12 protein-coding genes are annotated in these 14,613 nt (G+C 73.1%); 7 read left to right on the top strand and 5 right to left on the bottom strand.

The features are described from left to right. Nucleotides 1-67: 67 nt before the first annotated feature. From ABD946_RS21820 to ABD946_RS21810, 3 genes are all read right to left on the bottom strand, one after another. Nucleotides 68-712 (bottom strand): RDD family protein, encoded by a 645-nt coding sequence (locus tag ABD946_RS21820; RefSeq protein WP_345286082.1) that lies wholly within the window; start codon nucleotides 710-712, stop codon nucleotides 68-70. A 145-nt stretch (nucleotides 713-857) separates the two neighbouring features. Continuing rightward, nucleotides 858-1,259, bottom strand: a complete 402-nt coding sequence (locus ABD946_RS21815; protein ID WP_345286080.1) for a DUF2752 domain-containing protein — start codon at nucleotides 1,257-1,259, stop codon at nucleotides 858-860. Nucleotides 1,260-1,267: 8 nt separating this feature from the next. Further along, nucleotides 1,268-1,675 (bottom strand): hypothetical protein, encoded by a 408-nt coding sequence (locus ABD946_RS21810; protein WP_345286078.1) that lies wholly within the window; start codon nucleotides 1,673-1,675, stop codon nucleotides 1,268-1,270. Between the two features lie 153 nt (nucleotides 1,676-1,828). Between ABD946_RS21810 and ABD946_RS21805 the strand changes: the two genes are divergently transcribed. The 6 genes from ABD946_RS21805 (at nucleotide 1,829) to ABD946_RS21780 (ending at nucleotide 6,934) form a co-directional block, all read left to right on the top strand. Then, nucleotides 1,829-2,686 carry a bifunctional methylenetetrahydrofolate dehydrogenase/methenyltetrahydrofolate cyclohydrolase gene (locus ABD946_RS21805; protein ID WP_345286076.1) on the top strand — a complete coding sequence of 286 codons (858 nt, stop codon included), beginning with the start codon at nucleotides 1,829-1,831 and terminating at the stop codon, nucleotides 2,684-2,686. A 14-nt stretch (nucleotides 2,687-2,700) separates the two neighbouring features. After that, the gene (locus ABD946_RS21800; protein WP_345286074.1) at nucleotides 2,701-3,102 is read left to right on the top strand and encodes a DUF3017 domain-containing protein; all 402 of its coding nucleotides are present in this window, start codon (nucleotides 2,701-2,703) and stop codon (nucleotides 3,100-3,102) included. A gap of 221 nt (nucleotides 3,103-3,323) precedes the next feature. Further along, the gene (locus ABD946_RS21795) at nucleotides 3,324-4,313 is read left to right on the top strand and encodes a malate dehydrogenase (RefSeq protein ID WP_345286072.1); all 990 of its coding nucleotides are present in this window, start codon (nucleotides 3,324-3,326) and stop codon (nucleotides 4,311-4,313) included. 75 nt (nucleotides 4,314-4,388) lie between these two features. Next, entirely contained in the window at nucleotides 4,389-5,279 is an 891-nt protein-coding gene (locus tag ABD946_RS21790; protein WP_345286070.1) for a hemolysin family protein, read from the top strand. Nucleotides 5,280-5,309: 30 nt separating this feature from the next. Then, nucleotides 5,310-6,347 (top strand): tryptophan--tRNA ligase, encoded by a 1,038-nt coding sequence (gene trpS / locus ABD946_RS21785; RefSeq protein ID WP_345286068.1) that lies wholly within the window; start codon nucleotides 5,310-5,312, stop codon nucleotides 6,345-6,347. A 14-nt stretch (nucleotides 6,348-6,361) separates the two neighbouring features. Further along, nucleotides 6,362-6,934: a 2'-5' RNA ligase family protein gene (locus ABD946_RS21780; protein WP_345286066.1), complete on the top strand. Its 573-nt coding sequence runs from the start codon at nucleotides 6,362-6,364 to the stop codon at nucleotides 6,932-6,934. Between the two features lie 75 nt (nucleotides 6,935-7,009). On the opposite strand, the gene ABD946_RS21775 is transcribed toward ABD946_RS21780, so the two are convergent. Together ABD946_RS21775 and ABD946_RS21770 are read right to left on the bottom strand one after the other, a co-directional pair. Continuing rightward, complete coding sequence (locus ABD946_RS21775; protein ID WP_345286064.1) at nucleotides 7,010-9,556, bottom strand: CDP-glycerol glycerophosphotransferase family protein; 2,547 nt, start codon at nucleotides 9,554-9,556, stop codon at nucleotides 7,010-7,012. 167 nt (nucleotides 9,557-9,723) lie between these two features. Next, a complete protein-coding gene (locus ABD946_RS21770; protein WP_345286062.1) occupies nucleotides 9,724-13,272 on the bottom strand; it encodes a bifunctional glycosyltransferase/CDP-glycerol:glycerophosphate glycerophosphotransferase in 3,549 nt (1,182 codons plus the stop codon). 249 nt (nucleotides 13,273-13,521) lie between these two features. Between ABD946_RS21770 and ABD946_RS21765 the strand changes: the two genes are divergently transcribed. Then, nucleotides 13,522-14,490 carry a class I SAM-dependent methyltransferase gene (locus ABD946_RS21765; protein ID WP_345286060.1) on the top strand — a complete coding sequence of 323 codons (969 nt, stop codon included), beginning with the start codon at nucleotides 13,522-13,524 and terminating at the stop codon, nucleotides 14,488-14,490. Nucleotides 14,491-14,613 lie beyond the last annotated feature (123 nt).

Genomic DNA, 14,613 nt, shown 5'->3' with positions numbered 1-14,613 from the left:
GCCTGGCCGGTGACGCGAAGCGGCCCCGCACACCGTGAGGTGTGCGGGGCCGCTGCGTGACGTGACGTCAGTTGGCCTTGACGACCACGGTGCCGATGATCTTGTCCGCGAAGGTCTGCTTCTTCGCGTCCCACAGCGGCCACAGGAAGCCGATGCAGCAGACGTAGTCGAGGATGTGCAGCGCCTCGCGGCCGAAGGCGGCGCCGAAGCTGAGCTTCTGGCCGTCCGACTCGCGGACCATGCGGATGTTGACGGCCTTCTGGCCCAGCGACTGCCCCATGGAGCTCTTCATCCAGGCCAGCACGGCCCAGATGAGTATGGTGAAGAGGAAGTTGAAGGCGTAGTACGCGCCGCCGCCACCGCTGGTCTCGAAGGTGCCGGTGGCCGCGTTGTACTCGGTCTTCGGCTGGATCGCGAACAGGATGATGCCGGGGATCAGGCCGATCACGAGGCTGTCGATGATGCGGGCGACCACGCGGCTGCCCCAGCCCGCGTAGAAGTTCTGCACGTTGCCCGCGTTCGGGTAGCCGCCGCCGGGCTGGCCGTAGCCGGCCTGCGGCTGCTGCGGGTAGCCGTAGCCGGGCTGGCCGGCCGGGGGCTGCTGCGGGTAGCCGTAGCCGGGCTGGCCCTGCGGGGCGCCCTGCTGCGGGTAGCCGTAGCCCTGCGGGGGCTGCTGGCCGTACGGGTTGTTCGGGTCGGGCGGGTAGCTCATCAATGCCTCCGTGGGCGGGATGGTGAGGTTGGGACGGGAACAGGAGAACCCTGGGACGGACGGGCAGTTGACGTGCCGACCGGGTGGGAGATTAGCGGAACGGAGTGACACGGTGGAGGTCACTTTCCGTCAGAAGGCCTTGCGATTACGGCAGCAGGAAGTCGTAACGGTGCAACTGCCAGAGCCAGGACACCGTTAAAGCGGTACCGATCAGGACATTCCGGTGACGGTTCGACAGCCCCCACCACCAGCGCCCCGGGCCGAGCGGTGCCAGCAGCAGGCCGAGGCCGGCCACCACCGTCACCGGGTTGGCCAGCAGGGCGGCGGCGAGGTCGCCGTGCCCCGCCTCGATGAAGACCGTGGTGGAGCCGCAGCCCGGGCAGGGGATCCCGGTGAAGCGGCGCAGCGGGCAGAGCACGCCGGGGTCGTGCGCGTCGTGCAGCAGCGCGACCGTCAGCGCGGCCACCGCCGCCCCGGCCGCGCGCACCGCGACCCGCAGCGCGCCGCCGCGCGGCGTGCCCGCCGTGCCCGCCCAGCGGGTCGTCAACTGCTGTATCACGGGACGTAGTTCTCGGCCACGGTCTCGTAGAAGACCAGTCCGGCGATGCCGATCAGCAGGCCGAGGGCGGAGAGGACGATGCCGCCGATCGCCTGCGTGCGGCCGATGCCGGTGCGCTGGGAGCGGTTGAGGCCGGCGATGCCCAGGCCCAGGCCGACCGGGCCGAGCAGCGCGCCGTAGAAGCAGATGACGATGGAGGCGAAGCCCAGCGCCAGCGCGGCGTTGGCCATGCCGTTCGGTTCCGCCACCGGGCCCACCGGGGCCATCGGGCCCATCGGGTAGCCGGGCTGGGGCTGCTGGTGCTGCTGCGGGTACCCCGGGGCGGGGTACGCCTGGTGCGGGTGCGGCTGCTGCCCGTACCCGCCGTACGGATCAGGCGGCGGCTGCTGGTACGGATTGCTCACTGCTGCGGTCCCCCCGTGTGTCACGTCCCCTCATCGTGGTTGGGGCGTGCCCGCCGTGTCCAGCGGTGCTCACCGTCCGTTCCGAAATGTGGCGCAACCGCAACCCGGGTGGCACGCGCCGGGGCACCGTCTCCGATCCGGGAGAATGGCGTCATGACTGCCCAGATTCTCGATGGCAAGGCCACTGCGGCCGCGATCAAGTCCGAACTCGCCGTCCGCGTGGCGGCCCTCAAGGAGCGGGGCGTCGTGCCCGGCCTCGGCACCCTGCTGGTCGGCGACGACCCGGGCAGCCGCTGGTACGTCAACGGCAAGCACCGCGACTGCGCCGAGGTCGGCATCGCCTCGATCCAGCGCGAGCTGCCCGCCGACGCCACCCAGCAGCAGGTCGAGGACGTGGTCCGCGAGCTCAACGCCGACCCGTCCTGCACCGGCTACATCGTCCAACTCCCGCTCCCCAAGGGCCTGGACCCGAACCCGGTGCTGGAGCTGATGGACCCGGCCAAGGACGCCGACGGCCTGCACCCGACCTCGCTCGGCCGCCTCGCCCTCGGCATCGACGGCCCGCTGCCCTGCACCCCGTACGGGATCATCGAGCTGCTCCGCCGCCACAAGGTGGAGATCGACGGCGCCGAGGTGGTCGTGGTCGGCCGCGGCGTCACCGTCGGCCGCTCGATCGGGCTGCTGCTCACCCGCCGCTCCGAGAACGCCACCGTGACGCTCTGTCACACCGGCACCCGGGACCTCTCCAAGCACCTGAAGCAGGCCGACATCATCGTCGCGGCCGCCGGCGTCGGCCACCTGATCAAGGCTCAGGACGTCAAGCCGGGCGCCGCGGTGCTCGACGTGGGCGTCAGCCGGGACGGCGAGGGCAAGATCCAGGGCGACGTGGAGCCCGGCGTGGCCGAGGTGGCCGGCTGGATCTCCCCGAACCCGGGCGGCGTCGGCCCGATGACCCGCGCCATGCTGCTCAACAACATCGTGGTGGCGGCCGAGCGCGCCGCGAACGGCTGACCCCGGTGGCGTCCATGCCGGGCCGGTCGCGACGGCGGCCGGTGAAGACCACGGGCACCCTCCCGCCCGAGGGCTCGGCCGCGGCGCTGGACCGCAGCCATCCGCTGCCGGTCCGGCAGTGGCCGATAACGCTGGTGCTCGGCCTGGCCGTGGTCGGCCTGGGCGTCACCTGGTTCGGCGACTTCAAGTACGGGCTGCTGCTGACCGGGGCCGCGCTGCTGGTCGGCGCCGCGCTGCGGCTGGTGCTGCCCGAGGTCGGCATGCTGGCGGTGCGCAGCCGCTTCACCGACGTCACCGTGCTGGGCTTCCTCGGCGCCGTGATCGTGCTGCTCACGCTGATCGCCCAGCCCGACCCGTGGCTGCGGCTCTCGGTGCTGGACAACATGGGGCACCTCATCGGCCGCCAACGCCGCTGAACCCGACGGCCCCCGCCCCGGCGGGGGCCGTCGTGCGCGGTCGCGGTGCGCGGAGCCGTGCGTGCCCGTTGTGACGTATCAGCCAGTGCCGTGCTCACGCCGGGCAGCGGGCTTGCGATAACCTGACGCCCGGATCTCTCGATGTCGAGAGATCGTCCTCGGCTCCAGCGCGGGCGCGCGGTGGGGCGTGGCACCCTGGCGATCGCTGGAGTAGACAGAAAATGACTCGCACCCCCGTCAACGTCACCGTCACCGGCGCGGCCGGCCAGATCGGCTACGCGCTGCTCTTCCGCATCGCCTCGGGCCACCTGCTCGGCGCCGACGTCCCGGTCAACCTGCGCCTGCTGGAGATCCCGCAGGGCGTCAAGGCCGCCGAGGGCACCGCGATGGAGCTCGACGACTGCGCGTTCCCGCTGCTGCGCGACATCACCATCACCGACCAGCCGTCGGTCGCCTTCGACGGTGCCAACGTGGCCCTCCTGGTCGGCGCCCGCCCGCGCACCGCCGGCATGGAGCGCGGCGACCTGCTGCAGGCCAACGGTGGCATCTTCGGCCCGCAGGGCAAGGCCATCAACGACAACGCCGCCGACGACATCAAGGTCCTGGTGGTCGGTAACCCGGCCAACACCAACGCCCTGATCGCCCAGCGCAACGCCCCGGACGTCCCGGCCGACCGCTTCACCGCGATGACCCGCCTGGACCACAACCGCGCCGTCGCCCAGCTCGCCAAGAAGCTCGGCGTCACCGTGAACGACATCCAGCGCCTGACCATCTGGGGCAACCACTCGGCCACCCAGTACCCGGACATCTTCCACGCGCTGGTCAACGGCAAGAACGCCGCCGAGGCCGTCAACGACGAGGCCTGGCTGGCCGACGAGTTCATCCCGACCGTCGCCAAGCGCGGCGCGGCCATCATCGAGGCCCGTGGCGCCTCCTCGGCCGCCTCGGCCGCCAACGCCGCCATCGACCACGTGTACACCTGGGTCAACGGCACCAAGGACGGCGACTGGACCTCGATGGGCATCGTCTCCGACGGCTCCTACGGCGTCGAGCCGGGCATCATCTCCTCCTTCCCGGTCACCGCGAAGGACGGCAAGTACGAGATCGTCCAGGGCCTGGAGATCTCCGAGTTCTCCCGCAAGCGGATCGACGCCTCGGTCGCCGAGCTGGTCGAGGAGCGCGACGCGGTGCAGGCCCTCGGCCTGATCTGAGCCCCGCTCACCCCGACGGCCGGGTCGCCCCTCGCGGGGCGGCCCGGCCGTCGCGCGTTCCGTATGCTGCCTGCCGTGACCCTCGCCCTGCTCCTGCTCCTTCCGGCGGCCGCCCTGATCGGCGAGCTGCTCCGCCCCTTCGCCCGGCTGCTCGGCTACGTCCGGGGGCTGCGCGGCGAGCAGCCGGGGCCCAGCTCGGAGGAGCTCCGCGACCTGGTCGCGGCCAGCACCGAACTCGGCCACGACGAGCGGGAGTTGATCGCCGACGTGTTCGCCGCCGGGGAGCGGCGGCTGAGCGAGGTGATGGTGCCGCGCACCGAGGTCACCTTCCTGGACGCCGACCGGCCGCTGGCCGAGGTCCGCGAGCAGGCCAGCCGGGCCCCGCACTCCCGCTACCCCGTCACCGAGGGCTCCTACGACGCCGTGGCGGGCTTCGTGCACGTCCGGGACCTCTACGGAGCGCGCGGCGAGCAGGCGCTCCTGGTCCGGGAGTTGACCCGCCCGGTGCGGCTGTTCCCGGCCACCAAGCGGGTGCTGGAGGCGATGAGCGAGATGCGCCGCGAGGGCCACCACCTGGCCATCGTGGTGGACGAGTACGGCGGCACCGCCGGGATCGTCACCCTGGAGGACCTGGTCGAGGAGGTCATCGGGGAGATCCGGGACGAGTACGACGCCCTGGACACCACGGCGACCCGGCGGCTGGCCGGCGGCGGGATGGAGCTGGACGGTCTGCTCAACCTCGCCGACTTCGCCGCCGAGACCGGCGTCACCCTTCCGGAGGGTCCCTACGAGACCGTCGCCGGATACCTGGTCAGCGAGCTCGGCAGGCTCCCCGGCGCCGGCGACCAGGTGGCCACCGGGGCCGGGCTGCGGCTCGCGGTGGCCAAGCTGGACGGCCGCCGGATCGAACGGATCAGGGTGAGCGCGGTCACAGTGTCCGAGGCCGTGGGGGCGGATGTTTCCTGAGCGGTCGGTGAAGCTGGAACAATGGCGCCCATGGTCAACGCAGCGGTCACCGGTCCGGCCACGGACCGTCCTCGGGTCCTCTCCGGCATCCAGCCCACCTCGGGCTCCTTCCACCTGGGCAACTACCTCGGCGCGGTGCGCCAGTGGGTGGACCTCCAGGAGGCCAACGACGCCTTCTACATGGTGGTCGACCTGCACGCGATCACCGTGCCGCAGGACCCGGCGACACTGCGCGAGAACACCCGGATCTCCGCCGCCCAGCTGCTCGGCGCCGGGCTCGACCCGGAGCGCTGCACCCTCTTCGTCCAGTCCCACGTGCCCGAGCACGCGCAGCTCGGCTGGGTGATGAACTGCCTGACCGGCTTCGGCGAGGCCAGCCGGATGACCCAGTTCAAGGACAAGTCCTCCAAGCAGGGCGCCGACGGCACCACGGTCGGCCTGTTCACCTACCCCATCCTGCAGATCGCCGACATCCTGCTCTACCAGGCCGACGCCGTCCCGGTCGGCGAGGACCAGCGCCAGCACATCGAGCTGACCCGCGACCTCGCCGAGCGCTTCAACACCCGGTACGCGCCCACCTTCACCGTGCCGAAGCCGTACATCCTCAAGGAGACGGCGAAGATCCAGGACCTGCAGGACCCGACCGCCAAGATGAGCAAGTCGGCCGCCTCGCCCAAGGGCCTGGTGAACCTGCTGGACGACCCCAAGGTCAGCTCGAAGAAGTTCAAGAGCGCCGTCACCGACACCGACACCGTGGTGACCTACGACGAGGAGAACAAGGCCGGCGTCTCCAACCTGCTGCGCATCCACTCCGCGCTCAGCGGGCAGTCGATCGAGCAGCTGGTCGCCCACTTCGAGGGCAAGATGTACGGCGCGCTCAAGACCGAGCTGGCCGAGCTGTTCGCGGACTGGGTCACCCCGTTCCAGGCCCGCACCCGCACCTACCTGGACGACCCGGCCGAGCTGGACCGCGTGCTGGGCCTGGGCGCCGAGAAGGCCCGCGAGGTGGCCTCGCAGACCCTGGCCACCGTCTACGACCGCATGGGCTTCCTGCCCCCCAAGCGCTGACGGACACCCACCCGATGGACACCCGGACCACGCCCGATGGTGACGAGCTCCCCGAGGAGCTCGTCACCATCGGCGTGGCCGTGCACGTCCCGGAGCCCTACGGCACCGCGATCCAGGACGCCCGGGCCGCGCTCGGCGACCCGGCCGCCCGCTCCATACCCACCCACGTCACCCTGCTGCCGCCGACCGAGATAGCCGTGGCCCGGCTGGCCGAGGTCGAGGCCCACCTGCACGAGGTGGCCGCCGGGCACCGGCCGTTCCGGATGCTGCTCCAGGGCAGCGGCTCCTTCCGCCCGGTCTCGCCGGTGGTCTTCGTCAAGGTCGAGGAGGGCGCCCAGGAGTGCCGCGGCCTGGAGGCCGCCGTCCGCTCCGGCCCGCTGGCCCGCGAGCTCGCCTTCCCGTACCACCCGCACGTCACCGTCGCCCACGGCCTGGCCGAGCCGGGCCTGGACGAGGCGCAGGCCAAGGTCCGCTCCTTCCACGCCCGGTTCGCGGTGACCGGCTTCGCGATCTCCCGCTTCGGCGCCGACGAGGTCTGGCGCCCCTGGCGCAGCTACGCCTTCGGCACCGCGTCCGGCCGGGGCTGAGCGGGGCCCACCGGGGCTGAGCGGGGCCGAGCGGGGCCGAGCGGGGGTGGACCGGCGCCCGGGGCCGAGCCGCCGTCAGCCCGGGCCGGCCCCGAGGGCCAGCATCCGGTCCACCACCCGGGCCGCCGCCCCGCCGTCGTCCAGCCGGCAGTGCACCGCCCGGAAGCGCTCGTACGCGGCGGCCTGACGCTCCGTCGGCCCCCGCCCGTCGGCCAGCGCGCGCAGCTCGGCCACCACCTCCGCCGAACTCGGCAGCAGCGGCCCCGGGGCCTCGGCCTCCAGGTCGAAGTAGAAGCCGCGCAGGGTGTCCCGGTAGTGCTCCAGGTCGTAGGTGAAGAAGACCACCGGCCGGCCGGTGACGGCGAAGTCGAACACGATCGAGGAGTAGTCCGTCACCAGCACGTCGGCGGCCAGCAGCAGGTCCTGCGGGTCGGGGTAGTCGCCGACGTCGTACAGGAAGCCGTCCCCGGCGCCGGGCAGCGGCTCCGCCACGTGCGAGTGCGGGCGCACCAGCAGCACGTGGTCCCGGCCGAGCGCGGCCCGGGCGGCGGCCACGTCCAGCCGCAGGCCGAGCCGGAAGCCGTCGCCGTCGGCCCGCTGCTGGTCCTCCCGCCAGGTCGGCGCGTACAGCACCACCCGCTTGCCCGGGGGGAGGCCGAGGCGGCGGCGGAGGCCCGCCGGGTCCGCGCCGGCGGCCAGCACGTCGTTGCGCGGGTAGCCGCTCTCCAGCAGCTCGCCCCCGTACCGGAAGGCCCGCCGCAGGATCGGGGTGGCGAAGGCGCTGGGGGAGACCAGCAGGCTCCACTGCGGCACCTCGCGCTCCAGCGCGGCCAGGTAACCGGCGTCGGCCAGCCAGGGGTTGGCGACGTCGTGCGCGATCCGCTTGAGCAGCGAGCCGTGCCAGGTCTGCACCACCACCTGGCCGGGGCGGCGCTCCAGGAAGGGCGGGAAGTGCGTGTTCCCCACCAGGTAGCGGGAGGTGGCCAGCGCCTCGTACCACTCGGGGCCGTGGGCCCGCACCGGCCGGACCCCGGCGGGCACCTCGGCCCGGGCGTCGTCCACCACCCAGAGATGGTCCAACGGCAGCCCGCGGCGGGCGAGTTCGGCGTGCACGGCGCGCGGCGAGTCGGCGTAGCCGCGGCCGCCGAAGACGTCGTAGAGCACCGCCTCGCGCAGCGGCCGGCGGCGGGCGGCCGGGTACGCCGAGGTGCGCAGCCGGTGCTGCGCGTACGCGCTGCGCTCGGCCGGGGCGAGCACCGGGGTGGAGTCCAGGATCAGGGTGTCGTGCCAGCGGCCGCGCAGCCGCACCCGCTTGTCCCCGCCGGCCGGGAAGCCGGCCGCCGGGCCGAGCCGCACCTCGGCGGGCAGGGCGGCCAGGGCGGGGCCGGTGAGCTGGAGCGGGCGTTCGGCCGAGCGGTCGCCGAGCGGCCGCAGCCGCAGCTCCCAGATGCCGCGCCGCAGCGGCCGCCGGGCCCGGTCCGAGCCGGTCACGGCGCAGGGCACGGTGAGCCGGGTGCCGCGCTCGACCGGCACCAGGACCTCGCCGGTGCCGTTGCCGTGCCGCAGCACCAGCTCCAGCGGGCCGTCGCCGGGCAGTTCGGTGCGCACGGCGAGCCGGAAGCCGTCCTCGGCCGGGGTCACCGCGTCCACCAGCACGGCGCCCGGCTGGAGGCGGAACTGCGGGTAGCCGTCGGCGAGTTGCTTGACCGTCAGGGCGCCGCCGGCCGGGTGGGCCAGCAGCAGCCCGCCGGGCACGGCGCGGTCGTCCAGCACCGGCCGCTCGGTGGAGCCGTCCGGCCGCAGCAGCTCGCCGTCCCAGTGCTCGGTGTCCCAGTGCTCGCCGTCCCGGTGCTCGGTGTCGGCGCCGCCGCCCGGGGCGAGCGCCTCGAAGGGCAGCCGGACGGTGAACTCCCGGCCGTCCGGGCTGACGGGGTGCCGGCTCTCGCCGCCGCCCTCACGGTGGCGCAGCCGGTAGACGGTGCCCTCGGGCACGTCGTGCGCCCAGCCGGAGAGCTCCAGGCCGCCGTCCACCGCGCGCAGCCCGGTGAGGCGGCTCCAGACCCGGTGCAGCTTCAGGGTGAGACCGCGCTCGGTGAAGAGCACCAGCAGTCGGACGTCGCGGTCCACCCAGTGCGCGGGCGGGTACTCGCCCGAGCCGCACCAGTACGGGCCGGGCGAGCCCTGGGCGCGGCGCAGCCCGGTCAGGCCCAGCGCGACCGGCAGCACCACCTCGACCAGCCACTCGGCGTCCGGCCAGCCGCCGTCCGGCTCGTGCGCCCGGGCCGGGTCGCGCAGCCGGGCCGGGTCGAGCTCCGCGACGAAGGCCGCCCAGTCGTGGTTGAACTCCTCCTGGCCGCTCTCCTCGGTGACCTCGGGGCAGTGGAGCTGACGCGTCCTCAGCCGGACCGGCTCGTGCCCGGGCCGGGTGAGGTGCACCGCGGTCCGCGCGCTCAGGTGCCGCGTGGTGTCCCGGTCCCCGGGGTGGGCGGAGCAGGTCAGCTCCAGCCGGCCGTCGGTCCAGCGGACCTCGCGCAGCCCGTACGAGGGAGGTACGGGCGGGTGCTCCGCGGCCGGCTCGGGACGGCGCTGGGCGACGACGCCGACGGTGCGGAGAACGGACAAGGGGGCGCCTTCCGGCAGGCGGGACGAGGGAAGATCCCATCCCATACCGGTCGAAACCCGCAGGTCAACCGGGGTCGGCCCGGGCCGACCCCGATTCACCCGGGGCGGTGGAAAGCGTCGAACCCGCCTTCGACCACGGTCGAAGGCGGGTTCGAGGTGACGGCGGGTCAGCCCTTGAGCAGGGCGTCCACCACCCGGGCGGCGGCCTTGCCGTCGTCCAGGTCGCAGTACTTCTGCTTGAAGGTCGCGTAGGCGTCCGCGTACTCGGCGGCCACCGCGTCCACCCTGCCCAGGGCCTCTACCAGCGCCTCGGAGGTCGCCAGCAGCGGGCCCGGGGCCTCGGCCTCGAAGTCGAAGCTGAAGCCGCGCAGGTTGTCCCGGTAGTGCTCCAGGTCGTGGGTGAAGAAGAGCACCGGGCGGCCGGTGTTCACGAAGTCCACCGTCGCCGAGCTGTAGTCCGTCACCAGGACGTCGGCGATCAGCAGCAGGTCGGCCGTGTCGGGGTAGGTGGAGACGTCCCAGACGTAGCCGTTCCCGGCGCCCGGGACCTGACCGCACATCACCGCGTGGGTGCGCACCAGCAGCACCTGGTCCTCGCCGAGCGCCGCCCGGGCGGCGTCCAGGTCGACCCGCAGGTCCGGCTGGTAGCCGCCCTGCGGGCGGCGCCGGTCCTCGCGGAAGGTGGGCGCGTAGAGCACCACCTTCTTGCCCTCGGGCAGGCCGAGCCGCTCGCGGACCCGCTCGGCGGTCTTCTCCCGGTCGCTGGAGAGCAGCACGTCGTTGCGCGGGTAGCCGGTCTCCAGGATCGGGCCCTGGAAGCGGAAGGCGCGGCGCATCACCCCGGTGGAGAAGGTGTTCGGCGAGACCAGCATGCTCCACTGCGCGACGTCGCGGTCGAGCTCCTTGAGGTAGTTGGCGTCCGTGAACCAGACCTTCTCGAAGTCGTGGCCGATCCGCTTGACCGGGGTGCCCTGCCAGGTCTGCAGGACCACCTGGCCGGGGCGCCGGACGAAGAAGTCGGGCATGTGCGTGCTGGTCACCACGTACTTCGCGGTGGCCAGGGCCTCGAACCACTCGGGGCTCCACTGCCGGACGGGCTCGGCGGTGGACGGCAGGTCGGCCTGGAGGTCGTCGTTGGTCCACAGGTGGCGCAGCGCGGCGCCCCGGTGCACCAGCTCCTCGTGGATCGCCCGCGGCGAGTCCGCGTAGTGGCTGCCGAAGCCCACGTTGTAGAGCACGGTGTCGGTCAGCGGGGAGAGCTGGGCCCGGGCGAAGGCGTTGCGCTGCTGCCGCTGCCGGTAGCCGCTGCGCTCCTCCGGGAGCAGGTCGGGGTGCGACTCCAGCGAGAGGTGGTCGTAGACGCGGCGCTCCAGCACCACCCGGCGGCCGCGCGCCTCGATCTCCAACGGGAACGAGTCGTGCGACTCCTTGGCCAGTATGACGCTGGGCCAGAGGCCGCCGGTGGCCCCGGCCGGGCGGAAGAAGACCTCCCAGGTGCCCTTGTGCAGCGGCACCTCGCCCGCGAAGGAGGCGGTCGGCACGGCCGGCAGGGTGGCGCGGAACCGGCCGTCGGTGATCTCGACGGGGTAGGCGTGCTCCTCCTCGCGCCAGTGGTGACGGAGCACCAGCTCGTACCGGTGGGTGCCGGCCAGCGGCAGGCGGCCGCTGAGCAGGAAGCCCTCCGCCTCCGGGGCCGGGGCGATGCCGTCCACCACCGGCTGGAGCACCTGGTCGGCGAACTGCAGGTGCCCGCCCGGCGAGGACTTGGAGTGGAAGGCCCGGGCGTCGCCCTCGTAGGGCACCTCGATGTGCTCGAACGGAGCCCGGTCGTCCAGCACTATCGGCGTGACGAGCTTGCCGCCGAGGTGGATGTCACAGCTCCAGCGGTCCCGCGTCCGCTCCTCCGCGGCCGGGTCCAGCGCGTCCCAGGCCTCGCGGACCTGGGCCAGCTCGGAGATCGGGAAGACGGCCGTGAACCCGACCTGGTCGCCGACCGGGGCGGAGAGCTCGAGCGGGACGAACAGCTCGCGGTCCGACTCGGTGTGCAGCAGCCGCAGGCGGGCCTGCGCCAGGTCGGCGCCGGCCGTCACCCGGCCGGTCATGGTGATGGTGCCGTCCAGCTCACTGACCGTCAGGACCCGGGCCCGGACCTTCTCCACCTTCAGGTAGAGGTGGCCCTGGTTCAGCCACGGCACGATCCGGACGTCCTGGTCGACCCAGTGCGAGGGCGGGTTCTCGGCGCTGTCCGCCCAGCCGCCGGAGATCCGGCCCTTGTAGACGCCGCCCTTGCCGATCCCGGCGATCAGCACCCGCCACTGGCCCTCCTTCCACTGACCCCGGTGCTTGAGCCGCTTGGGGTCGACGGCGACGGAGAAGCCGGCCCAGTCGCAGCTGTACAGGTCGTGGGAGGAGGAGGCGGTGGCCTCCGGGCTGTAGGCGGTCTTGGTGGGCACCGCCAGCACCCGGCGGCCCTTGGCCTCGCGCAGGACCAGCACCTTGACCATGTCGTGCCGGTTCTCGGCGCCCAGGTGCTCGGGGAAGGCGTGGCCGGTCAGCCGGAACTTCCCGTCCTCCCAGGCGGTCTCGTACAGCCGGCTGCGCATCACCAGCGCGTTGTCCAGGCGCAGCACGTCGGCGGGCACGCTGCGGCGGCCGCCGCGCAGGAACGGGTAGTCGGCGTACGGGCGGAGCAGGCCGCGGGCCGGGGCGGCGCCGTTGCTGTCCTTCTCGAACTCCATCTGGTCGATGAACTCGGACATCCGGTTCGCCACCGTCAGGTGGTACTTCAGGCGCAGCGGCGCGCGCAGCTTGCGGACCTGCTCCGGGCCGATCGCCCGGAGCAGCCGGGAGACGTGCACCTGGTAGGCCTCGCGGTACGGCTCGTCGCCGTCCAGCACCGACCAGAAGAACATCGGGATCTCCTCGACGAGGTTGTTCTCGTCGTAGGAGCGCAGGTACTCCTTGAACTCCGGCTCGGGCCGGGCCTGCAGCCAGGCGCGGACCAGCTCCATCGACTTGACCCGGTCGATCAGGCCCTTGGGGTTGAAGCGCATCTGGGTGATCGACATCTCGCCGACCTCGCGCTCGCGCCAGTGGTAGATCGGCTCGGAGAGCACGTCCACGCTCTTGGCGAGGTAGTGGTGCGGGACGCTGACCGGGGCGTCCTCGTAGAGGATGCCCTCGGGGTAGAGCACGCCGGCCGCGTCGAAGAAGGAGCGGCGGTAGACCTTGTTCCACGCGGTGCGGTCGGTGACCAGCGCCGGGATCTCGGTGATGTGGGTCTTGAGCCTGGTCTCCCGGAACGGCTTGACGTGCCCGCCGGACTGGTAGTAGCCGACGGCGCGGAAGCGCAGCACGTTGCCGGTGGCGAAGTCGGAGCCGGTCTCGTCCAGCGTGCCGATCATCAGCTCGTAGGCGCTGGGCGGCAGGGTGTCGTCGCTGTCGACGAAGTTGAGGAACTCGCCGTCCGGGTCGATGTGGCGGTACCCGGTGTTGCGGGCCGCGCCGAGGCCCTTGTTCTCCTGGCGGACCAGGCGGAAGCGGGAGTCCTTGGCGGCGTACGCGTCCGCGATGGCGGCGCTGCCGTCCTTGGAGCCGTCGTCCACCATCACGCACTCGAAGTCCGTGAAGGTCTGGGCGGCGATGGAGTCCAGGCACTCCTCGAGGTAGCGCTCGACGTTGTAGATCGGGACGACGACGGAGAGGCGGGGGGCCATCGGCTGCGCGGGCCTTTCATCGGGGACGTGCGAGCGGTGGGTGTCCGGGGACGGACGCCCACCGGGCACACAGCTTCGGCGCGATTCTACCGTCCGGCCGTGCGACCCCCGGCTGTGCGGGCCGCGCCGCGGTCGTCAACCTCGCGCCCGGCGTCCCACCCGAACGGGAGGGTCACCCGGACGGCCCCGGGTCGTTGCTCCGGTCAGGCCGCCCACGGCGGTCCACCGCAGTGTCGTGAGGAGCAGTCGATGAGCACCGTCACCCTGGCCGAACCGGCCCGCCTCGAGGACGTCCCGGGGTGGTTCTGGGAGGAGGACCGGCACTCCTTCGAGTGGCTGCTGACCCGGCAGGAGCGCATCGGCCAGCACGGGGACCTGCTGGAGCTGGGCGCCTACCTGGGCCGCAGCGCCATCGTGATGGGTCGTTACCTGCAGTCGGGTGAGCGGTTCACGGTCTGTGACCTGTTCGACTCCGAGGCTCCGGACGAGGACAACACGGCCGAGATGGCGATGTCGTACCGGAAGACCCTGACCCGTCGGGCGTTCGAGGTCAACTACCTGGCCTTCCACGAGGAGCTGCCGGAGGTGGTGCAGGCGCCGACCTCGGTGCTGGCCGACGGCCGGATCCCGGCGGGCAGCTGCCGCTTCGTCCACGTGGACGCCTCGCACCTGTACGAGCACGTGGCCGGTGACATCCAGGTGGCCAGGGCCGCGCTCGCCCCCGACGGCCTGCTGGTGCTGGACGACTACCGGTCCGAGCACTGCCCGGGCGTGGGCGCGGCGATCTGGGAGGCGGTCTTCGACCACGGCCTCAAGCCGGCGCTGCTGACGGAGTGCAAGTTCTACGGCACCTGGGGCGATCCGACCGCGCTCCAGGAGGAGCTGCTGGCCGTCGGCGGCGGGGCCGAGGGCTGCTGGCTGAACGTGGACACCATCGGCGGCCACCGGGTGCTGCGGCTCGACGGCAAGCCCACCCGGCCGACCGCCTTCCCCCGGCCCCGCAACGCGCCGCCCGCCCCCGACCCGAAGGCCGTCGAGGCCGCCGCCGCGGCCGAGGCCGCCGCCGCCTCGGCGCTGCGGGCCGCACAGGACCTGGCCGAGCGCCGTGCCCGGGCCGCCGCCGCCCGCCGGCCGGCGGCGGTGGCCCGGCAGATGGCGGCCGACCTGCTCCCGCCGGTGGTCGCGGCGGCGATCCGCCGGGCCCGGCACCGGGGCTGACCGGACTGACTGGCAGGCCGGACCGACGGGGCGTCGGACGGAGCGCTTCCGCGCGGATCGGCCGCCGGGCCGGTATACAGGGACCCGGCCCGGACCGACCGGGGGCGGAGCAGGGCGAGGTGA

Origin of the sequence: Kitasatospora albolonga (assembly GCF_039535905.1) — a bacterium.
Classification (GTDB): Bacteria; Actinomycetota; Actinomycetes; order Streptomycetales; family Streptomycetaceae; genus Kitasatospora; species Kitasatospora albolonga.
Note: the sequence above shows the minus strand (reverse complement) of the source record. Positions and strands in the feature narration are given on the sequence as shown.